Source organism: Pantoea conspicua (genome assembly GCF_002095315.1).
GTDB classification, from domain to species: domain Bacteria; phylum Pseudomonadota; class Gammaproteobacteria; order Enterobacterales; family Enterobacteriaceae; genus Pantoea; species Pantoea conspicua.
Map to the genome: position 1 here is coordinate 38997 of NZ_MLFN01000009.1, position 22567 is coordinate 61563.

Genomic DNA, 22567 nt, shown 5'->3' on the forward strand with positions numbered 1-22567 from the left:
ATCACCGTATTTGCGCTTTTAAGCGTGGCATCTGTGTTTAAGCAGAACGGTAGGGTTAAGCGTGAAGACAGATTATTTAACTGATTGAAAAATAGCTATATACCGCCTGGAGACGCCAGATTCATTCCGTTTTTCAACGGCCTGCATTCCCCGCGTTGCGCTTGCTGGCTCAGGTCCAGCGACTACACTTAATCCTGTCACTGCAGGGAAATGAAGTGTCTTCGCGAAGTATCAGGGAGCAACAACCACATTATGTCGTCCTGAATGAATCAATTAACGGAGTAAGTTATGGCAGAGCATCGTGGTGGTTCAGGTAATTTCGCAGAAAATCCGCAAAAAGCATCTGAAGCCGGTAAAAAAGGCGGTCAGAACAGTGGCGGCGGAAATTTCAAAAACGATCGTGAAAAAGCATCAGAAGCAGGGAAAAAAGGCGGCAAAAAATAATTGCTGTTCTACCCTTTGACGCGGCTGGCAAATGAAATACTGCTGGCCCTGGTGTGTTAAGCACTTTGCCCCGTCCTCCTGCTGTGGCCGGGGCTTGTTTTTATCATCGCGTTTCCTTCCCCAACCAATACTCTCCCCATTGATCACAATTAAGCGGTCTTCTGAAGGCGGTGTTAAACTTTAGCCACTCTTTCATTTGGGTGCGCATCACTATTGATGCTGCATACGGAACCTGGCATGCAACCCTCTTATGGCCGACTGGTAAAGCGTGCTGCTCTGGCTGCGACGATTCTTGCCTCGGTACTGCTAATCGTGAAAATTTTCGCCTGGTGGTACACCGGTTCAGTGAGTTTGCTGGCAGCGCTGGTCGATTCACTGGTCGATATCGCTGCCTCGCTGACCAACCTGCTGGTGGTGCGATATGCGCTGCAGCCAGCAGACGAAAACCACACGTTCGGACACGGCAAAGCGGAGTCGCTGGCGGCGCTGGCGCAAAGCATGTTTATCTCGGGCTCCGCGCTATTTCTGTTTCTGACCGGTCTGCAACATCTCGCTTCACCAAACGTACTCCGTGCGCCTGGCGTCGGTATCGTGGTGACCGTGTTGGCACTGACTTCGACTCTGATTCTGGTGGCATTTCAGCGCTGGGTGGTACGCAAAACCCGCAGTCAGGCGATTCGGGCAGATATGCTGCACTATCAATCAGATGTAATTATGAATGGTGCCATACTGATCGCGCTGGTGCTGAGCGGCTACGGCTTCGTCCGGGCTGATGCGCTGTTTGCGCTGGGCATCGGTGTCTTCATTCTCTACAGCGCGCTGCGTATGGGGTATGAGGCAGTACAGTCGCTGCTGGATCGCGCGCTACCGGAAGAAGAACGGCAACAGATTCTGACCCTGGCGACGCATTGGCCGCAGGTGCAGGGCGTACATGATTTGCGCACCCGCCAGTCCGGACCGACCAAATTTATCCAGCTGCACCTGGAGCTGGAGGATCAGCTGCCGCTGGTGCAGGCGCATCGCATCGCCGACCAGGTTGAAAAAGCGCTACGCAAACAATTTCCCGGTTCGGACGTAATTATCCATCAGGATCCCTGTTCTGTGGTACCGTTTGAGAGAGAAGATTCTTTAGGTTTTTAACTTAAATGAATCAGACTGATACGAAAGGCCTGACGTAACGCTAATATTGCTGCAAAAAATAGTGAAAAGTTGTCTGACCTGAATCAATTCAGCAGCAAGCCTTTGATATACTATCTGCCATCACGTGTCGCGCTAATCGCAGGAATGATGTTCAGCAGCGATCGACAGGCAGGATTAACCCTTAGTTTTGAACAATCCAGAGGTTGTCATGATCAAAAAAATTGGTGTATTGACCAGCGGCGGTGACGCCCCAGGCATGAACGCAGCTATTCGTGGAGTGGTACGTTCCGCGCTGAGTGAAGGACTGGAAGTTTTTGGGATCTATGACGGTTACCTGGGTTTGTATGAAGATCGCATGATCAACCTCGATCGCTATAGCGTCTCCGACATGATCAATCGCGGCGGCACTTTCCTGGGTTCTGCACGTTTCCCTGAATTCCGTAATGAAGATGTCCGACAGGTTGCGATTGAAAACATGAAAAAGCGCGGCATCGATGCGCTGGTGGTCATTGGTGGGGATGGTTCTTACATGGGCGCCAAACGCCTGACCGAGATGGGCTTCCCGTGCATTGGTCTGCCTGGCACCATTGATAACGACGTCGCCGGTACTGATTACACCATCGGCTATTTCACCGCGCTGGAAACGGTGGTTGAGGCGATTGACCGTCTGCGTGATACCTCTTCATCACATCAGCGTATTTCGATTGTTGAAGTGATGGGCCGCTATTGCGGTGACCTGACGCTGGCGGCAGCGATTGCGGGCGGTTGCGAATTTATCGTGCTGCCGGAAATTCCTTACACCCGTGAAGAGCTGGTGGCGGAAATTAAAGCTGGCATCGCCAAAGGTAAAAAGCACGCTATCGTCGCGATCACCGAACATATCTGTGATATCGACGATTTGGCGCGCTTCATCGAAACCGAAACTAAACGCGAAACCCGTTCAACCGTGCTGGGCCACATTCAGCGTGGCGGCGCGCCTTGTGCTTATGACCGTATTCTGGCATCACGCATGGGTGCCTACTCAATTGAACTGCTGATGCAGGGTTACGGCGGACGTTGCGTTGGCATCCAGAATGAGAAGATGGTGCATCACGACATCATCGACGCGATTGAGAATATGAAGCGTCCATTCAAGCGCGACTGGCTGGATACCGCTAAACAGCTCTACTGATCCCCTCTCCGGGCGTGCAGCACAGCACGCCCGATCTGCCCGCTAGTATATTCCTCACGGTTATAACAGTTTATTTTTAATTCTTTTAGCTCTGTAATGGTTTATGTCACGCTTAGCCCATAACGACATTGGGAGAGTGCGTAATGAACAAGTGGAGTATCGGAATCACCCTGTTGCTGGCCTCTACCAGCGTACTGGCGAAAGACATTCAGTTATTAAACGTTTCCTACGATCCGACACGTGAGTTGTATGAGCAATACAACAAAGCATTCAGTGCGCACTATAAGCAGGAAACCGGCGATAACGTCGTGGTCCGTCAGTCTCATGGCGGTTCCGGTAAGCAGGCAACGTCCGTTATCAACGGCATTCGTGCCGATGTGGTGACACTGGCGTTGCAGTCCGATGTGGATGCAATTGCCGAGCGCGGCCGTATCGACAAAAACTGGCTTCAGCGGCTGCCCGACAACTCCGCACCTTATACCTCGACCATCGTCTTCCTGGTACGTAAAGACAATCCCAAAGGGATTCATGACTGGAGCGATCTGATCAAGCCGGGCGTATCGGTGATTACGCCGAACCCGAAAACCTCGGGTGGCGCGCGCTGGAACTATCTGGCCGCCTGGGGCTGGGCCCTGGATCACAATAACGGCGATCAGGCTAAAGCGCTGGCCTACGTTCGGGCGCTGTTCAAAAACGTTGAAGTACAGGATTCCGGCGCACGCGGCGCAACCAATACCTTTGTTGAGCGCGGTATCGGTGATGTACTGATCGCCTGGGAAAACGAAGCCTATCTGGCGGTCAATAAGCTGGGTAAGGACAAGTTCGAGATTGTTACTCCGAGCGAATCTATTCTGGCTGAGCCAACCGTGTCAGTGGTCGACAAAGTGGTAGATGAGAAGGGTACACGTAAGGTGGCGGATGCCTACCTGAAATATCTCTACTCGCCAGAAGGCCAGACTATCGCCGCGCAGAACTACTATCGTCCTCGTGACGCTGAAGTGGCGAAAAAATTTGCCAGCACCTTTGCGCCCGTGAAACTGTTTACCATTCAGGATAAATTCGGTGGCTGGGCGCAGGCACAAAAAGCGCACTTTGCCGACGGTGGCAGCTACGACCAGGTAATGAAACCCTGACCTCTGCGGCCGGTGCATCCAGCGCTGGCCGCCTCTCTCACCTCCATGCTTTAGCTCACTCCGACAATTCTCCGTGACATTCGCTTATCGCCAGGCGAGGATGCAGGCTGCTGAACCACACAGAGATCGTTGTTATGCAGTCAGGACATCGTGCAGTCGGTCTGATTACATTTCTGCTGGTAGTGGTGATTGGAAGTATGCTGATTGCCGCTCTTCATTTCAAAAAGAACGCTGATGCGCTGTGGCACATTGTCAGCGAGCAATGTCTTCCCAATCAGCAGAGTCGTGGTGAACCGGCACCCTGCCAGCGGGTCGATCTGCAACATCGCTACGCCACGCTGAAAGATATTCACGGTCCGCTGCAATATCTGCTGATCCCGCTCGATAAAATCAGCGGCATGGAAAGCCCGCAGTTAATCAATGCCGCCACGCCCAACTATTTTGCCTTCGGCTGGCGTGAGCGCCAGCTACTGGCGCAACGACACGGCTCGCCGATTAACGACCGGGTGCTGTCACTGGCGATCAATGCGCAGTATGGGCGAACTCAGAACCAGCTCCATATTCACCTCTCCTGTTTACGGCCGGATATCCGCCAGCAGCTTGATCAGCTGACACCGCAACTTAATGCACAGTGGCAGACGGCCATGCTGCGAAATCATCGCTACGGGTTGCGTGCGCTGACGCCAGCAGAACTGGCACAGCAAAGTGTTTTTATCCGCCTGGCGGATGAGGTGCCACAGGCGCGAACGGCGATGGGGAAATATGGTCTGGCGCTGGCGAGTTTGCCCGATGGGCGGCTGGTGCTGATGGCGATTGAGCGTAACTGGCTATTGCTGAACCGCGGTTCGGCGGAAGAGGTACAGGATCATGACTGCCAGTTAATCCCGCCAATAAAAAAGGCGGCTTAATCAGCCGCCCTCAGGATGGATACGTTAACGCTTAGGCATTTTTTGCCGCAGCGGCTGCTTTAACAATCACGGCAAACGCATCGGCTTTCAGTGACGCACCGCCAACCAGCGCGCCATCAATGTCGGGCTGGGTGAACAGCTCAGCGGCATTTTTGTCGTTAACCGAACCGCCATACTGAATGATGACCTGTTCAGCGATCGCTGCATCTTTCTTCGCGATGTGATCACGAATAAATTTGTGCACCGCTTGCGCCTGCGCAGGGGTCGCGGATTTGCCGGTACCGATAGCCCAGACGGGCTCATAAGCGATAACCGCGTCTTTAAACGCTTCGGCGCCCTGCGTTTCCAGCACGGCATCCAGCTGACGCGCGCAAACTTCTTCGGTTTGACCCGCTTCGTTTTCCGCTTCGGTTTCGCCAATGCACAGCACCGGTACCAGACCCACAGACTTCAGCACTGCATATTTCTTCGCAATGAATTCGTCGCTTTCTTTATGGTAGGTGCGGCGTTCGGAGTGACCGATGATGATGTATTTCGCACCGATATCTTTCAGCATCTCGGCAGAAACTTCACCGGTGAAGGCGCCAGACAGGTTAACGTCTACGTTCTGCGCACCCAGTGCGATGTGGCTACCAGAGATGGCATGTTTCGCCTGCTCGAGATAGAGGGCTGGCGGTGCAATGGCAACGCCACACCCATCAACGCCGGACAGTTCCCTGCGCAGACCGTCGATCAGTTCGGCTGTCATCTGCTTGCTGCCATTCAACTTCCAGTTACCCATAACCAGTGGATGTCGCATTCTATCCTCCGCATAACGCGATACATGAAAAATCGCTGCCAGCTGGCAGCGTTGTCTGCCAGACAGTATAGAGATCAAATGTGGCGATGGCTTTGCTTTTCGTCATTTTTGCCCACATCATCAGGGGGTCGCGAGTGCCAGTTTGACCGGTTCAATGGCAAAGGTTAAGCCCTTATCGCCGTTGTCAGCCACCACAAAACGCAACGCGCCTTCGACGTGAGCATAGTAGGGCGATTCCTTACCTTCTTTCAGCAATCCATCCAGCTTTTTACGCCCCTCTTCCGCGCTTAATCCCGGCACAAAGAAACGCAGCGAGGCGGTCATATAAGCCAGTGCTTTCTCCTGTGATGCGCTCTGATCCGGACCTGGCAACGGCAGCCAGGTAATCTGCAACGTTTTGATTTTGCCGGTACCCGGCTCCAGCGCCGTGGAGGCATACAGGGTTTCATTAATTTTGCTGGCGGCGCGCGTCAGATTGCTTTTATCACCCCGATTATCGATGGCGCGATATTCCTGCAGCGGCAGCGCCGGGTTTGCCAGATTATACTTTTCACGAAACTGGCCGATAGTCATATCAAAGGTAGGCGCGCCCGCCAGCAGATAGGGCGCCGCGGGCAGTGCATCGGCACGATCCTGCGGTTGCGGATCGGCGGCAAATGCCGGAACCGTCAGCGCAAGCGATAACAGCAATGCGCCAGGCAAATTCTTCATTTTGTCGACCCTAACCAGTAAACTCAGGCCCAAATTAGAACGGTTTTTATCCGCGAGGTCAAAAGCGCGGCGGCTTTAATTTCTCCGGGGTGATAATGCATGACGTTACAACAATGGTGTTTTTCTTATCGGGGCCGGCTGGGGCGACGTGATTTCTGGATCTGGCAGGCCGTGTGGCTGCTGACCACTACCTTATTATTCGTTCTGGCAGGTAACGACTGGCTCGATACGCAGATGGCTGCGTTTGGCGTGGTTTGCCTGCTGTGGCCCGCCAGCGCGGTGCTGGTGAAGCGCCTGCACGATCGTAACCGTCGCGGCTACTGGGGATTTTTACTGATCGTCGCCTGGCTGCTGGTGGCGGGGAACTGGAGCATGTTAGAGGGCATCCTGCCGTGGCTGGTGGGACGCGCCATTCCGTTTGTGATACTGGCGGGATTACTGCTCGATCTCGGCGTGTTTCGCGGCACCCCCGGCGATAACCGGTTTGGTGCCGCGGCGCTGCCCGTGCGTTACTGGCAGGCGGCTCACCAGTAATGTTCGCTGGTGATATGACCCGGCTTACGCTTCAGGTGTTTACGCATCTCGCGCGTCTCCTTAAGCAATTGCTGGGTATCACGCACCATCTGCGGATTGCCGCACAGCATCACATGGCTGCTGTCAGCATCCAGCGATAATCCCACTGCGCGTTCCAGCTCGCCGTTTTCAATCAGCGCAGGCACGCGACCGGTGAGCGAACCGGCGATCTGTTCGCGACTGACCACCGTCTGAATATGCAGCTTGTCGTGATAAGTCTGTTGTAACTGCTGCATCAGCGGCAAAAAACTCAGGTCGGCCGCGTAACGTGCCGCATGAACCAGCACGATATTTTCAAACCGATCCAGCCCTTCGCCTTGCTGAAGCATTGACAGATAGGGACCGATGGCGGTGCCGGTCGCCAGCATCCACAAGGTCTGGCAGTCGGGCACTTCATCCAGCACAAAGAACCCCGCCGCCTCTTTGGTGACCATCACCTGATCGCCCGGCCGCAGCGCGTGCAGATGGGGGCTGAGTTTGCCTTCCGGTACCGTGACCAGATAGAACTCCAGCAGGTCATCTTTTGGCGCATTAACATAGGAGTAAGCGCGCTGCACACGTTCGCCGTCGATTTCTAACGCCAGCTTGGCAAATTGCCCGGCGATAAAGGGATCAACGGGCGCCTGAACCCGAAGGCTGAACAGCGCATCCGTCCAGTTTTTCACTTCCTTCACTTCAGCATTGACCCACTCGGCCATAATCACTCCCTGGTTGTTGATTATTCAGGCAGATGGCTATTTTCGCGACTGCGCCGCGAGATTGCTACCCTGCCTCCGGACAAAGGCTCTAATCGACAAACTGTTGCGTTACCTTTACAAGCTGGCGCATAAACTTGACGGGCGCAAGTCCGGTCCTTTTTGGCATCCTCTCGCTTTGTCATTTAATCCTGATATTTTTCCCGCCATAACGAAGCATTCAGCCGGTTAACAGCTGTTTTAACCCCTTTTCTCAGACCGATATGTTACTCAATCATGAAGAATAAACTGGAAAACCGCCCTTTGCTGGTGATGCTGATTGTGCTGGTGGCGGTCGGACAGATGGCGCAGACCATCTATGTCCCGGCAATGGCCGCGATGGCTGACGCACTGCACGTACGCGATGGTGCGCTGCAGCGAGTGATGGCGGCCTATTTAATGACCTATGGCGGATCGCAGCTGATCTATGGTCCGTTGTCAGACAGCGTTGGACGCCGGCCGGTGATCCTGGCGGGCATGATGATCTTTATGATCGGCGCGATCACCGCGTTGATGGCCACGTCGCTTGATATGCTGGTGCTTGGCAGCGCGGTGCAGGGACTGGGAACCGGCGTTGCGGGCGTGATGGCCCGTACCATGCCGCGCGATCTCTACGAGGGACACGCGCTGCGCCGTGCCAACAGCCTGCTTAATATGGGGATTCTGGTCAGCCCGCTGCTGGCACCGGTGATTGGCGCACTGCTGACTCAGCTGTTTGGCTGGCATGCCTGCTTCGCCTTCCTGTTGCTGCTCTGCCTGGCCGTGACCGGCTCGATGGCGCGCTGGCTGCCGGAAACCCGACCCTACAGTGCCGAAGTGACGCCGTTCTTTAAACGCTATGTCCGCTTGCTCAGCGACGTCAATTTTGTCCGCTACATTGTGTTGCTGATTGGCGCGCTGGCGGGCATTGCGGTGTTTGAATCGAGCTGTGGTGTGTTGCTGGGTGGCGTGCTCGGCCTGAACAGCCTGACCGTCAGTATTCTGTTTATCCTGCCGATTCCTGCCGCCTTTTTTGGTGCCTGGTTCGCTGGCCGCGAGCAGGGCTCCTGGCACAGCCTGATGTGGTGGGGCGTGAATAGCTGCCTGCTGGCGGGCGTGCTGATGTGGATCCCGGCCTGGTTCGGCGTAATGAATATCTGGACGCTACTGGTGCCGGCTGCGCTGTTCTTCTTTGGCGCAGGGATGCTGTTTCCACTGGCGACGTCGGGCGCAATGGAACCCTACGCCTGGCTGGCGGGCAGCGCGGGCGCGCTGATTGGCGGGATGCAGAATCTCGGCTCCGGGCTGGTAGCGTGGTTATCGGCGCTGATGCCGCAACGCGATCAGTTCAGCCTCGGTATGCTGATGTTCTTTACCGCGCTGGTGATGCTGCTGTGCTGGTTGCCGCTCTCACGTCAGCCGGAGCGCGGCAACCAGCCGGTTACAGGATAAACGGATGCAGCGCCGGATCTTTACGGTCGAGGTAGTGAATCGACTGGATGCGGCGAATGGTGCGCGACTTACCGCGAATCAGCAGGGTTTCACTGGTGGCGATATTGCCCTGACGCGTAATGCCCTTCAGCAGGTCGCCACTGGTAATGCCGGTGGCGGCAAACACCACATTGTCGTTGCGCGCCATCTCATCCAGCACCAGCACTTTACCCGCTTCAATGCCCATCTCCGCACAGCGCTGCAGCTCCTGCTCGCCGAGTAGACGGTTTTCAGCGCTGTCACCTTTCACGTGGTGACGCGCCAGCAACCGGCCCTGCATATCCCCATCCAGCGCGCGGATCACCGCCGCGGAGACTACGCCTTCCGGTGCGCCGCCGATGCCATACATCACATCCACTTCGCTGTCCGGCATGCAGGTCAGAATAGAGGCTGCCACGTCGCCATCGGGGAAGGTAAAGACCCGCACGCCAGCTGTTGCAGCTGGGCGATCACAGCGTCATGACGCGGCTTCGCCAGAATCGACACGGTTAACTGCGCCAGCGGTTTATTCATCGCTATCGCGATATTGCGCAGGTTAGTTTCCAGCGGCAGGTCGAGGTTGATCTCTCCGCGCGCTGCCGGACCAACAATCAGCTTTTCCATGTACATGTCGGGCGCATGGAGAAAGCTGCCCTTGTCGCCGACCGCCATGACCGCCAGGGCGTTCGCCTGACCAAGGGCGGTCATTCGGGTACCCTCGATCGGATCGACCGCGATATCGACAGCATCGCCGCGACCGGTGCCGACTTTCTCACCGATATAGAGCATCGGCGCTTCATCGATTTCGCCTTCACCGATCACAATCTGACCGTCAATTTCAATCGAGTTGAGTACGTGGCGCATGGCATGGACAGCGGCACCGTCGGCCGCATTTTTGTCGCCTCGTCCTAACCAGTGATAGCCTGCCAGTGCGGCAGCTTCGGTTACGCGGGAAAATTCAATCGCAAGTTCTCGTTTCATGGCATCTACCTGACAAAAAACAGGCAGGCAGTGTAACACAGCGGGGCAGCATGGCGGGGAAAAGGGCCCGCGACAGCAACGGTCGCGGGCTTTGATCTTACTCTTGTTCTTCCCACGCCTGCGCGCGGGCAACGGCTTTCTTCCAGCCGGCATAACGGAAGTTACGTTCGGTGGTTTCCAGGCTTGGACGGAATTCACGCTCGATGACCGCTTTCGAGCGGACTTCATCCAGATCCTGCCAGAAGCCGACCGCCAGACCCGCCAGATAAGCCGAACCCAGCGCGGTGACTTCACGCACTTCCGGACGCTCAACACGGGTGCCGAGGATGTCAGACTGGAACTGCATCAGGAAGTTGTTGGAAACCGCACCACCATCGACACGCAGCGCCTGCAGGCGAGTGTTAGCATCATTCTGCATCGCTTCCAGCACGTCACGCGTCTGATAAGCGATTGATTCCAGCGTCGCACGGATGATGTGGTTAGCGTTGGCACCACGGGTCAGGCCGAAGATAGCACCACGGGCATACGGGTCCCAGTAAGGCGCGCCCAGACCGGTGAAAGCAGGCACCATGTAAACGCCGTTGGTATCTTTCACCTTCATGGCGAAGTATTCAGAGTCAGCAGCTTCACTGATCAGCTTCATCTCATCGCGCAGCCACTGAATAGAGGCACCACCGATAAACACAGCCCCTTCCAGTGCATAGTTCACTTCACCGCGCGGGCCACAGGCAATCGTGGTCAGCAGTCCGTGCGTGGAGGTGACCGCTTCGGTGCCGGTGTTCATCAGCATAAAGCAGCCGGTACCGTAGGTGTTTTTCGCCATGCCAGGCTGTACACAGAGCTGGCCATACAGCGCCGCCTGCTGGTCACCGGCAATACCGGCGATAGGAATACGTGTACCGCCTTTACCGCCGATGTTGGTCTGACCATAGACTTCAGAAGAGGACTTCACTTCCGGCAGCATTTCACGCGGGATATCCAGGATATCCAGCATACGCTGATCCCACTCCAGCTTGTGGATGTTAAACATCATAGTACGGGAGGCGTTGGTATAGTCGGTGATATGCACCCGTCCCTGGGTCATTTTCCAGACCAGCCAGGTATCGACGGTACCGAACAGCAGCTCGCCACGTTTCGCACGCTCACGCGAGCCTTCAACGTGATCCAGGATCCACTTCACTTTGGTTCCGGAGAAATAAGGGTTAATCACCAGACCGGTGGTGTGCTGGATATACTCTTCCAGACCCTCTTTCTTCAGTTTGTGACAGTAGTCAGCGGTGCGGGGATCCTGCCAGACGATGGCGTTGTAAATCGGCTTGCCGGTCTCTTTTTCCCAGACGATAGCGGTTTCGCGCTGGTTGGTGATACCGATTGCCGCAATCTCATCAGAGCGGATGTCGGCATGTGCCAGCACTTCAACCAGCGTTGAGCTTTGTGACGCCCAGATATCCATCGGATCATGTTCAACCCAGCCCGCTTTCGGGTAGATCTGGGTGAATTCGCGCTGCGATACCGCGACGATATTGGAGTCGTGGTCGAGAACGACGGCGCGTGAACTGGTTGTGCCCTGATCGAGCGCGACAATATATTTTTTATCGGTGGTAGTCATAAATTCAGTCCTGATGATAAAAGGTGAAACTTACGCTTTACGCTGCTGAGCGCGCGCAACCGGTTTTTCTGCTGGAACACTGGCCGGTTCCTGAGCGGTACCTGGCAGGTAGCGGGCAATCAGTACACGATAACCGACTGCACCCAGGCAGGCGCCAACCAGCGGGCCAAAAATCGGCACGAGGAAGTAAGGAATGTCACGACCGCCGGTAAAGGCCACGTTACCCCAGCCTGCCAGCCATGCGAAGATCTTGGGTCCGAAATCACGTGCCGGATTGAGGGCGAAGCCGGTCAGGGGACCCATCGCGCCACCAATAATCGCCACCAGCAGGCCGATCAACAGCGGCGCCAGCGGACCGCGTGGAATGCCGTTGCCGTCATCCGTCAGGCCCATGATGACCGCCATTAATACTGCGGTGATCACCATCTCAACCAGGAAAGCCTGGCCCACGCCGATGTGCGGGTTAGGGTAGGTAGAGAAGATGCCTGCCAGGTCGAGACTTTCAACGGTGCCGCGCACCATCTGATGGCTCTGCTCATAGTCGATAAACAGGCTGTAGTAGAGGCCGTAGACCAGCGCCGCAGCACAGAAGGCTCCGGCCACCTGTGAAACGATGTAGGGTACGACTTTACGTCCTTCAAAATTAGCGAACAAGCACAGTGCAACGGTAATCGCCGGATTCAGATGCGCACCTGAAATGCCAGCGGTAAGGTAGGCAGCCATGGAAACACCCAGGCCCCAGATAATACAGATTTCCCACTGACCGAAGGCGGCACCGGCGAGTTTCAGCGCAGCCACACAGCCTGCACCAAAGAAAATGATCAAGCCGGTCCCCAGGAATTCGGCAATACACTGACCTTTAAGCGTGTTAGTTGTCTGACTCATAATAATTGTTCCTGAAGCGAGGTTAAATTTTATCAGTTTTTGTTCTCAGTCCATGAGTCACCCAGCTTTATTGTAGGGCTAATGTGAATTTATCGTTAACGAACATAAACGAGAAATAGCGAAATCATTTTTTGTGTACTGTGTCATAAAAATGCGCGTTTTCGCGTGTTTCGGTTTTCCTTAATCATCATTCGGCCCGGATTGCGGTAGTGGGCACGGGCAGCAAAAGCGCAGCCGCAATAAGCGCAGCGGAATCTTAGGGATTGGCTGAAAAGTGTTACAGACTGCGCCCGGTGCGCCCGCGTTGCTGGACTTGCGGGGTGAGGCTACATACAATCGGGACAACGTTGCTGGCTTACGCTGGCATCATCAACGCCTTGCAGGAATTTAGGAGAGGTCAGAAAGATGTCATTTGAAGTGTTTGAGAAACTGGAAGCGAAAGTACAGCAGGCGATTGATACCATCACCCTGTTGCAGATGGAAATCGAAGAGCTGAAAGAGCAGAACAACTCACTGCGTAACGATGCGCAACAAGTCGCGGGCAACCACGACGCGCTGATGCGTGAAAATCAGCACCTGAAAGAAGAGCAACACGTATGGCAGGAACGTCTGCGTGCATTGCTGGGAAAAATGGAAGAGGTTTGAAGCCTCAACTGACGTGAAAAACGGGTGCTAAGGCACCCGTTTTTCATTGCTGGCGTTATTCGAGGTCCAGCGCGTCTTCTGACAGGATGATGCCGGTGTTATCGGCATAGAGATGGTCGCCAGAGAAGAAGGTAACGCCGCCGAAATTGACGCGCACATCGCTCTCACCAATCCCTTCACCGGCTGCGCCCGCCGGAATCGCCGCGATGGCCTGGATGCCGATCTCCAGCTCTTCCAGCTCATCAACCTGACGGACTGAACCGTAGATCACCAGGCCTTCCCACTCATTGGTGGCTGCCAGACGCGCCAGTTGTGCGTCGACCAGTGCGCGACGTACCGAGCCGCCACCATCAATCACCAGCACCCGACCACGGCCGTTTTCTTCCAGCAGGTCGTAAAGTAAACCGTTGTCTTCAAAGCATTTCACTGTGGTAATCTGACCACCGAATGAAGTGCGCCCACCAAAATTTGAAAAAAGCGGTTCAACAACATTCACTTCTTCATGGTAGATGTCGCAGAGTTCAGATGTATCGTATTTCATAAGGGTTTCGTCTGTTTGCCACAGGAGCGGTAAGTATATCGCTTTATGCTGATTGTTGGCAAAATCATCAGTGGAAAAAAGCAGCGTTGCATCAAGAGCATGCATAAAAAAGCCCAACCGGATGGCTGGGCTGTAGAAAAATACTGATCGGCTCGATTACAGGATGAAGCGGCTCAGGTCTTCATCCGCCACCAGTTCATCCAGATGCTTACCAACATAGTCAGCATCAATGGTGACCGATTCGCCGTGGCGATCGCTGGCGTCATAGGAGATATCCTCCATCAGACGTTCCAGCACCGTATGCAGACGACGCGCACCGATGTTTTCGGTGGTTTCGTTGACCTGCCAGGCCGCTTCAGCGATACGACGGATACCGTCGTCGGTAAAGTCGATATTAACGCCTTCGGTGTTCATCAGCGCTTTATATTGCACGGTGACAGACGCGTTGGGTTCAGTCAGGATGCGCTCGAAATCATTCACCGTCAGCGCCTGCAGTTCGACACGAATGGGCAGACGACCCTGCAGTTCCGGGATCAGATCGGATGGACTGGCCACCTGGAAAGCCCCTGAAGCAATAAACAGAATGTGGTCAGTTTTCACCATGCCGTGTTTGGTTGAAACCGTACAGCCTTCAACCAGCGGCAGCAGGTCGCGCTGAACCCCTTCGCGTGAGACATCCGGGCCGCCGGCATTCTGGCCGCCGCGCTTACAGATTTTGTCGATCTCATCGATAAACACGATACCGTGCTGCTCGACCGCCTCAATCGCTTCCTGCTTCAGCTCTTCCGGGTTCACCAGTTTGGCCGCTTCTTCTTCCACCAGCAGCTTCATCGCTTCTTTGATCTTCAGCTTGCGTGGTTTCTGTTTCTGACCGCCGAGGTTCTGGAACATCGACTGCAGCTGGCTGGTCATCTCTTCCATGCCCGGAGGGGCCATGATCTCAACGCCCGGACCGCTGGCGGCCAGGTCGATCTCAATCTCTTTATCATCCAGCTGGCCTTCACGCAGTTTTTTGCGGAAAGACTGACGAGCGGCTGACGGCTCCGGTGCCTGCTCTGGCTGGCCCCAGTTATTTTTTGCCGGTGGGATCAGCACATCAAGAATGCGCTCTTCCGCCATCTCTTCAGCACGGTATTTGTTCTTTTCAATCGCCTGACTGCGCACCATTTTAATCGCTGAGTCAGTCAGATCGCGGATGATTGAGTCCACTTCTTTACCGACATAGCCCACTTCGGTGAACTTCGTCGCTTCGACTTTGATAAACGGCGCGTTGGCCAGTTTAGCCAGCCGACGGGCGATCTCGGTTTTACCGACACCGGTCGGACCGATCATCAGAATGTTTTTAGGTGTCACTTCATGGCGCAGCTCTTCGTCAAGCTGCATGCGGCGCCAGCGGTTGCGCAGCGCAATAGCCACGGCGCGCTTAGCGCTGTCCTGGCCAATGATAAAACGGTTCAGCTCGCTGACGATTTCGCGTGGAGTCATCTCAGACATGTTTTAATCCTTACGCCCTGGAAGTTAATTCTTCGAAATTAACGTTATGGTTAGTGTAGATGCAGATATCACCCGCGATGTTCAGCGATTTCTCGACGATGTCGCGTGCGCCCATTTCGGTATTTTCCAGCAGCGCACGAGCTGCTGCCTGGGCGAAAGGACCACCGGAACCGATGGCGATCAGATCATTTTCAGGCTGGATGACATCACCGTTGCCGCTGATGATCAGCGACGCGGACTCATCGGCGACCGCCAGTAATGCTTCAAGGCGGCGCAGCATACGGTCAGTACGCCAGTCTTTGGCCAGCTCAACCGCCGCTTTCACCAGGTGACCCTGATGCATTTCCAGTTTACGTTCGAAGAGTTCAAACAGGGTGAAGGCATCTGCAGTGCCGCCAGCAAAGCCAGCGATCACTTTATCGTTGTATAAACGACGCACTTTTTTAACGTTGCCTTTCATTACGGTATTGCCCAGCGTAGCCTGGCCATCACCGCCAATCACTACCTGGCCGTTGCGTCGTACACTTACTATTGTTGTCACGGGCAGACCCCTTGTTGCATTCGGAAAAAGGCTCCGCGCACCGGGCGCGGAGGTTCATGCAAACAGATATGGGGCGGGTTTGACGGGTTTCAACCCCCGACGGAGAGCGGAATGCAGCTGGAGTGACCGGAACTGCGCAGGCGTTTCAGGGTGCTGTCAGCGGTGGCGCGATCTTTATAGGGACCAATCACCACGCGATTCCAGCCACCGCCGGTGGTAATCCGGCTTTCAAAACCTTCAAATGCCAGGCCAGCGCGTACCGATTCGGCCTGGTCCGTGCCTTTGAAGGAGCCACACTGCACCATCCAGCGCTGGGAAGAGGCTTTCTCTGCCGATTTGGCCTTCGCAGTTTCCTGCGGTTTCGGTTGCGATACCGGTTCACGCGTAACCGGCGCAGGCTGCGCCTGGCGTTGTGCATTTTGCTGCTGCTGCTGCTGCTGCTGCTGACGCTGTTGTTGCTGCAACTGCTGTTGCTGACGTTGCTGCTGCTGTTGTAACTGCAGCTGGCGTTGCTGCTGTTGCTGCGCCTGCAACTGCTGGCGTTGTTGTTGCTGCTGGTCCTGCTGCTGCTGACGTTGCAGCTGTTGTAACTGCTGCTGGTGTTGCAGCGTCTGCTGACGCTGAGCCGGCGTCTGTTCGTTCCACGGCACTTCGTTCAGTTGTGTGGGCTGCTGACGCATGTCGGCCTGCATCTGTTCTAACAACTGGCGCTGCTCGTCGGTCAGCTGAGTCTGCGACTTCACTTCACCACCCGAAGAGGGTTCGATAGGCGTCGGCACCGTGACCTGACGATTTTCCAGCTCTTTGATGTACTTCCAGCGCTCTTCCGGCTTAGGCGGTAAGCCATTACCGTTGGCTTTATGATCCGTAATGACCGGCACGTCCTCTTTCTTGTGATGCGCCAGGAACCATAAACCACCGGCAAAGGTCACCAACACCGCAACCGCCAGTACAATCATCAATTTTGATGTTCCCGAACCGCCTTTACTCTTCTTGCCACGGCTGGGGCCTTTTTTGCGACGCGTCCCTGTTGAACGCCCGCGGCCTACATAATCTTTTTGTGCCACTCTCGTTCTGATACCCTTCAAAAAAATAGTGCCAAATGGGCTAATCGATCATTTTCACGCGCCCGGCAAGGAGTCCGCCATGTTACTCAAGGGTCGGAACTTTGACCAGCAGTGTTCGCCTTAAGAATCTACTGAAAAAAGCACAGGATTACGCTTATTTTTCACGCTTTTTTGCTGGCGCCGTGCTGCCACGAATCGTCAGTCCGGCATCCAGCAGCCGTGATCCGCTGCTGACGCGTTTACCCTGCAACTCATCCAGCAGCAGCAGCATCGCTTCCCGGCCAATCTGATAGCGTGGCTGTGTCACTGTGGTCAGCGGGGGCTCGCAGTAACGCGACAACTCAATATCATCAAACCCGACCACCGACAGATCTTCCGGTATCCGCAGTCCGCTGCGCCTGGCCTGATTCATCGCGCCGAGCGCCATAATATCGCTGTGGCAGAACAGGGCGCGCGGCGGCTGTGGCAGTGACAATAGCTGCTTCATCGCTGCTACGCCCGCGTCAAAGGTAAAATCACCGCGCACAATATAGGTAGGATCGACCGTCAGGCTGCTGCGGCGCAACGCCTGAACATAACCCTGCAGGCGATACTGACAGAGCGGCATCTCTTCCGGCCCGGCGATACAGGCGATTTGCCGGTGTCCCAATTGGAGCAGATGATTTACCGCTTCAAAGGCGGCGGTCAGATTATCAATGTGAACGGTGGGCAGCGACATTTCCGGGGCAAACTCGTTCGCCATTACCATCGGCGGCAAATTACGCTGCTCATCGACGCTGGCATCAAAGGGCAGCTGTGAGCCAAGCAGCACCATGCCATCAATCTGTCGTGTGACCATCAGATTGAGAAAGGTTCTTTCCTGTTGATTCTGGTGCGCGCAGTCGCCAATCAGCACCAGATAGCCCTCCTGGGCTGCTGTAACTTCGACGCCACGAATGATTTCGCTGAAGAAGGGATCGCAAATGTCGGGAACAATCACCAGAATGGTCTGGGTATCGTTACGGCGGGCATTACGCGTCAGCCCGTGCGGTGCATATCCCACCGCCGCTACCGCCTGCTCAACCTTTTGCCGGGTCGCGGCTGAAACTTTCTCCGGGTTCATCAGCGCACGCGAAACGGTGGCGGTTGAGACGCCCGCTTTTTCCGCGACGTCTTTCATAGTGGCAGCGGGCGGTTGTTGATTCTGCTCCAACACATGCTCCTGACGCGTTAAGGCGCGTTCGATTCTGTTTTGCCTGTCCAAAAAGCAAGCCGGGCAACATTGTTAACGATTGCCCGGCTGGTTGTTACTTAATTTGCATAAAAATTGTGACTTATGCGACTTTTTTCGATCTGGCTCGCAGAGTCATCCGCTTCAGCTCTCGGTGGGATCGATATCCAGCGTCCATTTTACTTTGCGTGCGGCGGGCAGGGTCGAAACCAGCGGCAGGGAACTACTGAGTAACTGTTGTAGTCGCTGACGCGAAGGATGCTGGAGAAGTAACTGCCAGCGCCAGCGGCCGCTGCGTTTGGGTTGCAGAGCGGGCAGCGGGCCCATAAACCACATTGAGGTGTCATTCAGCGGGCTCGACTCCAGCAGGTTTCGCAGCTGTTGCAGAAACTCCGCAGCCTGCTGATTATCCAGATCTTCCGCCCGAAACAGGGCATGGCGACTCCACGGCGGCAGGAATACCGCCTGACGCTCCAGCAGCGCCTGCTGGGCGAAGGCAAAATAGCCTTTATGCAGCAGAGTCTGCAGCAGCGGATGTTCCGGATGATGGGTCTGCAGCAGCACTTCGCCCTGTTTACCGGCGCGACCGGCGCGACCCGCAACCTGGGTATAGAGCTGGGCAAACCGTTCAGCGGCGCGGAAATCAGCCGAGAACAGCGCTCCATCCACATCCAGCAGCGAGACCAGCGTGACATCAGGGAAATGGTGACCTTTCGCCAGCATCTGGGTGCCGACCAGAATCCGGGCGCCGCCGCGATGGACATCGGCCAGATGCTGCTCCAGCGCGCCTTTGCGGCTGGTGGTATCGCGATCGATGCGCGACACCGGAATGCCGGGAAACAGCGTCCCGAGTTGCTGCTCCAGCTGTTCGGTGCCAACGCCTACCGGCAATAAATGTGTCGAGCCGCACTGCGGACACTGATTCGGCAGCGGACGCTGACTGTCGCAATGGTGGCAGCGCAGCTGGCGATGGTGCTGATGCAGCGTGTAGTAACGATCGCAACGCGTACATTCGGCAATCCAGCCGCAATCGTGACACAACAGCGCCGGTGAAAAGCCGCGCCGGTTGAGAAACAGCAGCACCTGATTGTCAGCCTGCAAATGCAGACGCATTTTGCCGATCAGCGCCGGTGCCAGGCCACCCGTCAGCTGCAAGCCTTTCAGATCAATCAACTGTTGCAGCGCGGGTCTGGCATTTCCGGCGCGTTTCGTCAGATCGAGCTGGCGATATTTACCGCTACGCACGTTGTGCAGCGTCTCCAGCGCCGGGGTTGCCGTCCCCATGACTATCGGGATGTTCTCTTCATGGGCGCGGAACACCGCCAGATCGCGCGCCTGATAGCGCCAGCCTTCCTGCTGTTTATAGGAGCTGTCGTGCTCTTCATCAATAATGATCACGCCAGGACGCGCCAGTGGGGTAAACAATGCCGAGCGGGTGCCGATCACGATGGCGGTTTCGCCCCGTCTCGCGCGCAACCAGACCGCCAGCCGCTCACTGTCATTTAAGGCGGAGTGGAGCACATCGATCGGCGCATCAAAGCGCTCACGGAAACGGGCAATAGTTTGCGGGGTTAAGCCAATCTCCGGCACCAGCACCAGCGCCTGCCTGCCACGCGCCAGCACATTTTCCAGCACGCTGAGATAAACTTCTGTTTTGCCGGAACCGGTAATCCCTGCCAGCAGCCAGGCGGCATAGTGTTCATCTTCGGCCCGAATCGCGCCCACCGCCATCGCCTGATCGGTATTCAGCCGCAGGCGCTCGCCTTTGACCGCGAAGGTGGTGCGCCAGTCATGCATCTGCGGCTGATGCTCATACAGATCGCATAAGCCTTTAGCCCGTAGCGCCTGCATTGCCGCATCCGTCAAATCATGTTCACTCACCTGATGACGGTAGAGCGGACGCTGACGTAGCGCGGCCAGCGCCTGTTGCTGTTTTGGTGCGCGCTTCAGCGTTTCAGGCGCGGTAGCACGACCCTGTTCGGTAATGACCCATTGCCATAACGGATTGTCCTGCGCCGGTTTACCCTGACGCAGCAACACCGGGATCGCATGGCTTAGCACTTCCCCGAGCGGTGAATGGTAGTAGCTGGCTGCCCAATTAAGGATGCGCCACAACGATGCCGGATAGAGCGACTCGCTGTCCAGCACCTCCGCCACCCGCTTCAGCTGCGCTTCCGGCAGATCGCTACTGTCGCGCAGTGCAACCACGACACCGATCATTCTGCGGTTGCCGAACGGCACGCTCACGCGACCGCCAATCACCGGCTGCGCGCCCTGCGGCGGCAGATAGTCAAACAGGCGGGGCAAGGGGACGGGCAGGGCAACCTGAACAACGGGCATAGCGATCTTTTTCCGGCTCAATTATCGGGGGAGATAGTGTACACGCTGGCCCCGATGGCGGGTATCTCAGCATAGATTTGCAGCAATCAGAAGTTAGCTGTATAATGTTGCGCCTTCGGTGAGAAAGATCTTGCCGGAGTCCACCCTTTATTGTTCAACCGCGTGTGGTGCTGTGCAGGTTTCGACCTGGCACGGAGAGCGACACGGCCTTATATGAGGTTTCCCATGAAACAAGGTATTCACCCGAAATACGAAGCAGTTACTATCAAATGTACCTGCGGCAACGAGATTCACACCCGTTCAACACTGACTCACGAACTGAACCTGGACGTCTGTGGTAAATGCCACCCGTTCTATACCGGTAAGCAGCGTGAAGTGGCAACTGGTGGCCGTGTTGACCGCTTTAACAAGCGTTTCAGCGTGCCAGGCGCTAAAAAATAAGATTAAAAGGCACCTGAACCTGCGGGTTCGGCGGCAAGAAAAAACCCAGCTTCGGCTGGGTTTTTTTATTTCTGTCTTACGACCAGCTACAGGCTGGGGGCTGATTCTGAAGAAGCAGCAGGCTTATTCAGCTCAAGTGTCTGCGTGGAATAGTAACCATCCAGATTGCTGAGACTCGCGATTTTGGGTGCAGTGATGGTGATCTTATCCGCCGCCATGGTGCCTTTGATGCACAATACCCACAATATGCAGGACGAATTGCTGATTTTCTCATCCGTTGTCAGCGCCAGCGTTCCCGCTTTTAACGTGCCGGTATTCATTATGTTGTTTTTACCATAGACACTTAACGTTCCGGTGGTCTGCATAAGGCCGCTATTCTGCACTTCATTGGCTACGATAGAGGTGTTCTGGCCGGTCAGGGTCGCGGCGTTAGAAACTTTTGACGCTGAAAGATAAGCTGTGCCTTGTGTAGTGACATCTCCACCCAATGACAGTTTAATCTCTTTAACCGCGTTCAGACTGATATTACCTGCCTGAAGCGAGCCAGAGTTGAGCAGACGGGTGTTAGCGATGGCGGTCATCGTTCCGTCAACTGAACCATAGCCGGTCTGCATCAACAGATTTTTTCCGGCACTGATTTTACCGGTATTCTCAATATCACCGGCGATAGAAACGACGTTGATATTACCCGCTGCAGTGATTTGCGCGTTTTCACTGTTAGAAAATTTCCCTGCACTGACGACATTAATATAATCAGTGGTCTCAATGGTACCGCTGTTATTAAATGTGCTGGATGTCTGCAGCGCTGTCTGAGCTGAAGAAAGATGCCCTTTATTGGTGATGTCGTTGCTGGCTGACGCACTGATGACGCCACTTTGCAGGGTACCGCTGTTAGTCAACGCGCCATTAGAGGCGATATAAAGGCCGCTGGCGTTGAGGATGCCACTGTTATTGACTCCCGCTCCCGCCTCAGTGGTCTGCAATTGAATAATACCTGCCGTTGCGCCCCCCAGTTCGCTCACATCTATACTGTTACTGAAGAGCCGTGTGTTGCCATTCGCAGTCACCTGAGCAGAGGCGATATCGTAATCATAGGTCCCCGCAATAGCTTTCAACTGGCTGGTTTCAATCATGCCCTGAATGTTAATCTTTTTCGCCAGCAGGTCGGTGTAATCGGCCCCTTTCAGGCCTTTACCGTTAACACTTATCGTCCCTTTAGCTACTTTGAAGCCGGTCAATGTGCCATCGCTGAAGGTAGGAGTCCCCGTCGTTAACGTCGCGCGTCCGGTATTGATAAAGCTGCAGCCAGAACAGGTAATCCCGTTCGGGTTGGCGATGATTACATCCGCCCTTTGACCAGCAACTTCGATAAAACCGTTGAGTGTAGATGGGCTTGTGGAAATGACTTCATTAAGAATGAGACTGGCAGAGCGATCCAGATTGCTATTACGCGCAATATTGCCGCTTTCACGTACCAAATCTGTGGTGCTGTTGTTGATGATCGATCCCTTATTTGTCACATCAAAATTTTGGTACATATTATGCGACAGACCATTCGCATCCGCTTGATTGATATTAATGACAGTCGATCCGTTGGCATGAGTGTAACTATTCAATGCAGCAAAAGCGGACGAACTGCAAAACGTGGCTAATGTGGCCAGAAATAACAGGCTGACTTTATGCTTTTTCATGTTTACCCTTTAATGGATTAATGTTTTTAAAGTTTGTAATCTGCGATGAAATTAAGTTCG

At 55.0% G+C, this 22567-nt stretch carries 21 protein-coding genes and 1 pseudogene; 9 read left to right on the top strand and 13 right to left on the bottom strand.

Features of this window, described 5'->3' with window-relative positions; all coding sequences use genetic code 11:
- Positions 1-288: 288 nt before the first annotated feature.
- The 5 genes from HA41_RS05490 (at position 289) to HA41_RS05510 (ending at position 4796) form a co-directional block, all read left to right on the top strand.
- Positions 289-444 (top strand): con-10 family general stress protein, encoded by a 156-nt coding sequence (locus HA41_RS05490; RefSeq protein WP_031375603.1) that lies wholly within the window; start codon positions 289-291, stop codon positions 442-444.
- A 237-nt stretch (positions 445-681) separates the two neighbouring features.
- Positions 682-1584 (top strand): CDF family cation-efflux transporter FieF, encoded by a 903-nt coding sequence (gene fieF / locus HA41_RS05495; protein WP_094119924.1) that lies wholly within the window; start codon positions 682-684, stop codon positions 1582-1584.
- A 208-nt stretch (positions 1585-1792) separates the two neighbouring features.
- On the top strand, positions 1793-2755 hold the full coding sequence (gene pfkA / locus HA41_RS05500) for a 6-phosphofructokinase (protein WP_046289520.1): 963 nt from the start codon (positions 1793-1795) through the stop codon (positions 2753-2755).
- A 143-nt stretch (positions 2756-2898) separates the two neighbouring features.
- On the top strand, positions 2899-3888 hold the full coding sequence (locus tag HA41_RS05505) for a sulfate ABC transporter substrate-binding protein (protein ID WP_094119925.1): 990 nt from the start codon (positions 2899-2901) through the stop codon (positions 3886-3888).
- Between the two features lie 134 nt (positions 3889-4022).
- Complete coding sequence (locus HA41_RS05510; RefSeq protein WP_094119926.1) at positions 4023-4796, top strand: CDP-diacylglycerol diphosphatase; 774 nt, start codon at positions 4023-4025, stop codon at positions 4794-4796.
- Between the two features lie 31 nt (positions 4797-4827).
- Here the strand turns inward: HA41_RS05510 and tpiA are convergent, their stop codons facing one another.
- Positions 4828-5595 (bottom strand): triose-phosphate isomerase, encoded by a 768-nt coding sequence (gene tpiA / locus HA41_RS05515; protein WP_094119927.1) that lies wholly within the window; start codon positions 5593-5595, stop codon positions 4828-4830.
- Between the two features lie 120 nt (positions 5596-5715).
- Positions 5716-6306, bottom strand: coding sequence for a DUF1454 family protein (locus HA41_RS05520; RefSeq protein WP_094119928.1), 591 nt, complete (start codon positions 6304-6306; stop codon positions 5716-5718).
- 99 nt (positions 6307-6405) lie between these two features.
- On the opposite strand from HA41_RS05520, the gene HA41_RS05525 reads away from it, so the two are divergent.
- Positions 6406-6840: a DUF805 domain-containing protein gene (locus HA41_RS05525; protein ID WP_094119929.1), complete on the top strand. Its 435-nt coding sequence runs from the start codon at positions 6406-6408 to the stop codon at positions 6838-6840.
- Here the strand turns inward: HA41_RS05525 and fpr are convergent.
- A complete protein-coding gene (fpr, locus tag HA41_RS05530) occupies positions 6831-7577 on the bottom strand; it encodes a ferredoxin--NADP(+) reductase (protein ID WP_094119930.1) in 747 nt (248 codons plus the stop codon). The genes HA41_RS05525 and fpr overlap by 10 nt on opposite strands.
- 273 nt (positions 7578-7850) lie before the next feature.
- Here fpr and emrD point away from each other — a divergent pair, with 273 nt between their 5' ends.
- A complete protein-coding gene (emrD, locus tag HA41_RS05535) occupies positions 7851-9044 on the top strand; it encodes a multidrug efflux MFS transporter EmrD (RefSeq protein ID WP_094119931.1) in 1194 nt (397 codons plus the stop codon).
- Here emrD and glpX read toward each other — a convergent pair.
- The 3 genes and pseudogenes from glpX to HA41_RS05550 form a co-directional block, all read right to left on the bottom strand.
- Positions 9034-10043, bottom strand: a pseudogene (gene glpX / locus HA41_RS05540) (class II fructose-bisphosphatase). The gene emrD and the pseudogene glpX overlap by 11 nt on opposite strands.
- Positions 10044-10140: 97 nt before the next feature.
- Positions 10141-11652 carry a glycerol kinase GlpK gene (gene glpK / locus HA41_RS05545; protein ID WP_010672072.1) on the bottom strand — a complete coding sequence of 504 codons (1512 nt, stop codon included), beginning with the start codon at positions 11650-11652 and terminating at the stop codon, positions 10141-10143.
- A 30-nt stretch (positions 11653-11682) separates the two neighbouring features.
- Complete coding sequence (locus tag HA41_RS05550) at positions 11683-12537, bottom strand: MIP/aquaporin family protein (RefSeq protein ID WP_094119932.1); 855 nt, start codon at positions 12535-12537, stop codon at positions 11683-11685.
- Between the two features lie 405 nt (positions 12538-12942).
- Between HA41_RS05550 and zapB the strand changes: the two genes are divergently transcribed.
- Positions 12943-13182: a cell division protein ZapB gene (zapB, locus tag HA41_RS05555; protein ID WP_003851242.1), complete on the top strand. Its 240-nt coding sequence runs from the start codon at positions 12943-12945 to the stop codon at positions 13180-13182.
- Positions 13183-13237: 55 nt separating this feature from the next.
- Here the strand turns inward: zapB and rraA are convergent, their stop codons facing one another.
- From rraA to priA, 6 genes are all read right to left on the bottom strand, one after another.
- Entirely contained in the window at positions 13238-13723 is a 486-nt protein-coding gene (gene rraA, locus HA41_RS05560; protein WP_009088032.1) for a ribonuclease E activity regulator RraA, read from the bottom strand.
- Positions 13724-13879: 156 nt separating this feature from the next.
- On the bottom strand, positions 13880-15217 hold the full coding sequence (gene hslU / locus HA41_RS05565) for an HslU--HslV peptidase ATPase subunit (protein ID WP_094119933.1): 1338 nt from the start codon (positions 15215-15217) through the stop codon (positions 13880-13882).
- Between the two features lie 10 nt (positions 15218-15227).
- Positions 15228-15758, bottom strand: a complete 531-nt coding sequence (hslV, locus tag HA41_RS05570; RefSeq protein WP_094119934.1) for an ATP-dependent protease subunit HslV — start codon at positions 15756-15758, stop codon at positions 15228-15230.
- An 89-nt stretch (positions 15759-15847) separates the two neighbouring features.
- A complete protein-coding gene (ftsN, locus tag HA41_RS05575; RefSeq protein WP_094119935.1) occupies positions 15848-16825 on the bottom strand; it encodes a cell division protein FtsN in 978 nt (325 codons plus the stop codon).
- Positions 16826-16979: 154 nt separating this feature from the next.
- Positions 16980-18017 carry a DNA-binding transcriptional regulator CytR gene (gene cytR, locus HA41_RS05580; RefSeq protein WP_094119936.1) on the bottom strand — a complete coding sequence of 346 codons (1038 nt, stop codon included), beginning with the start codon at positions 18015-18017 and terminating at the stop codon, positions 16980-16982.
- A gap of 162 nt (positions 18018-18179) precedes the next feature.
- Positions 18180-20375: a primosomal protein N' gene (gene priA / locus HA41_RS05585; RefSeq protein WP_094119937.1), complete on the bottom strand. Its 2196-nt coding sequence runs from the start codon at positions 20373-20375 to the stop codon at positions 18180-18182.
- 225 nt (positions 20376-20600) lie between these two features.
- On the opposite strand from priA, the gene rpmE reads away from it, so the two are divergent.
- Positions 20601-20816, top strand: a complete 216-nt coding sequence (gene rpmE / locus HA41_RS05590) for a 50S ribosomal protein L31 (protein WP_003851227.1) — start codon at positions 20601-20603, stop codon at positions 20814-20816.
- An 86-nt stretch (positions 20817-20902) separates the two neighbouring features.
- Here the strand turns inward: rpmE and HA41_RS05595 are convergent, their stop codons facing one another.
- The gene (locus tag HA41_RS05595; protein ID WP_094119938.1) at positions 20903-22507 is read right to left on the bottom strand and encodes a filamentous hemagglutinin N-terminal domain-containing protein; all 1605 of its coding nucleotides are present in this window, start codon (positions 22505-22507) and stop codon (positions 20903-20905) included.
- Positions 22508-22567 lie beyond the last annotated feature (60 nt).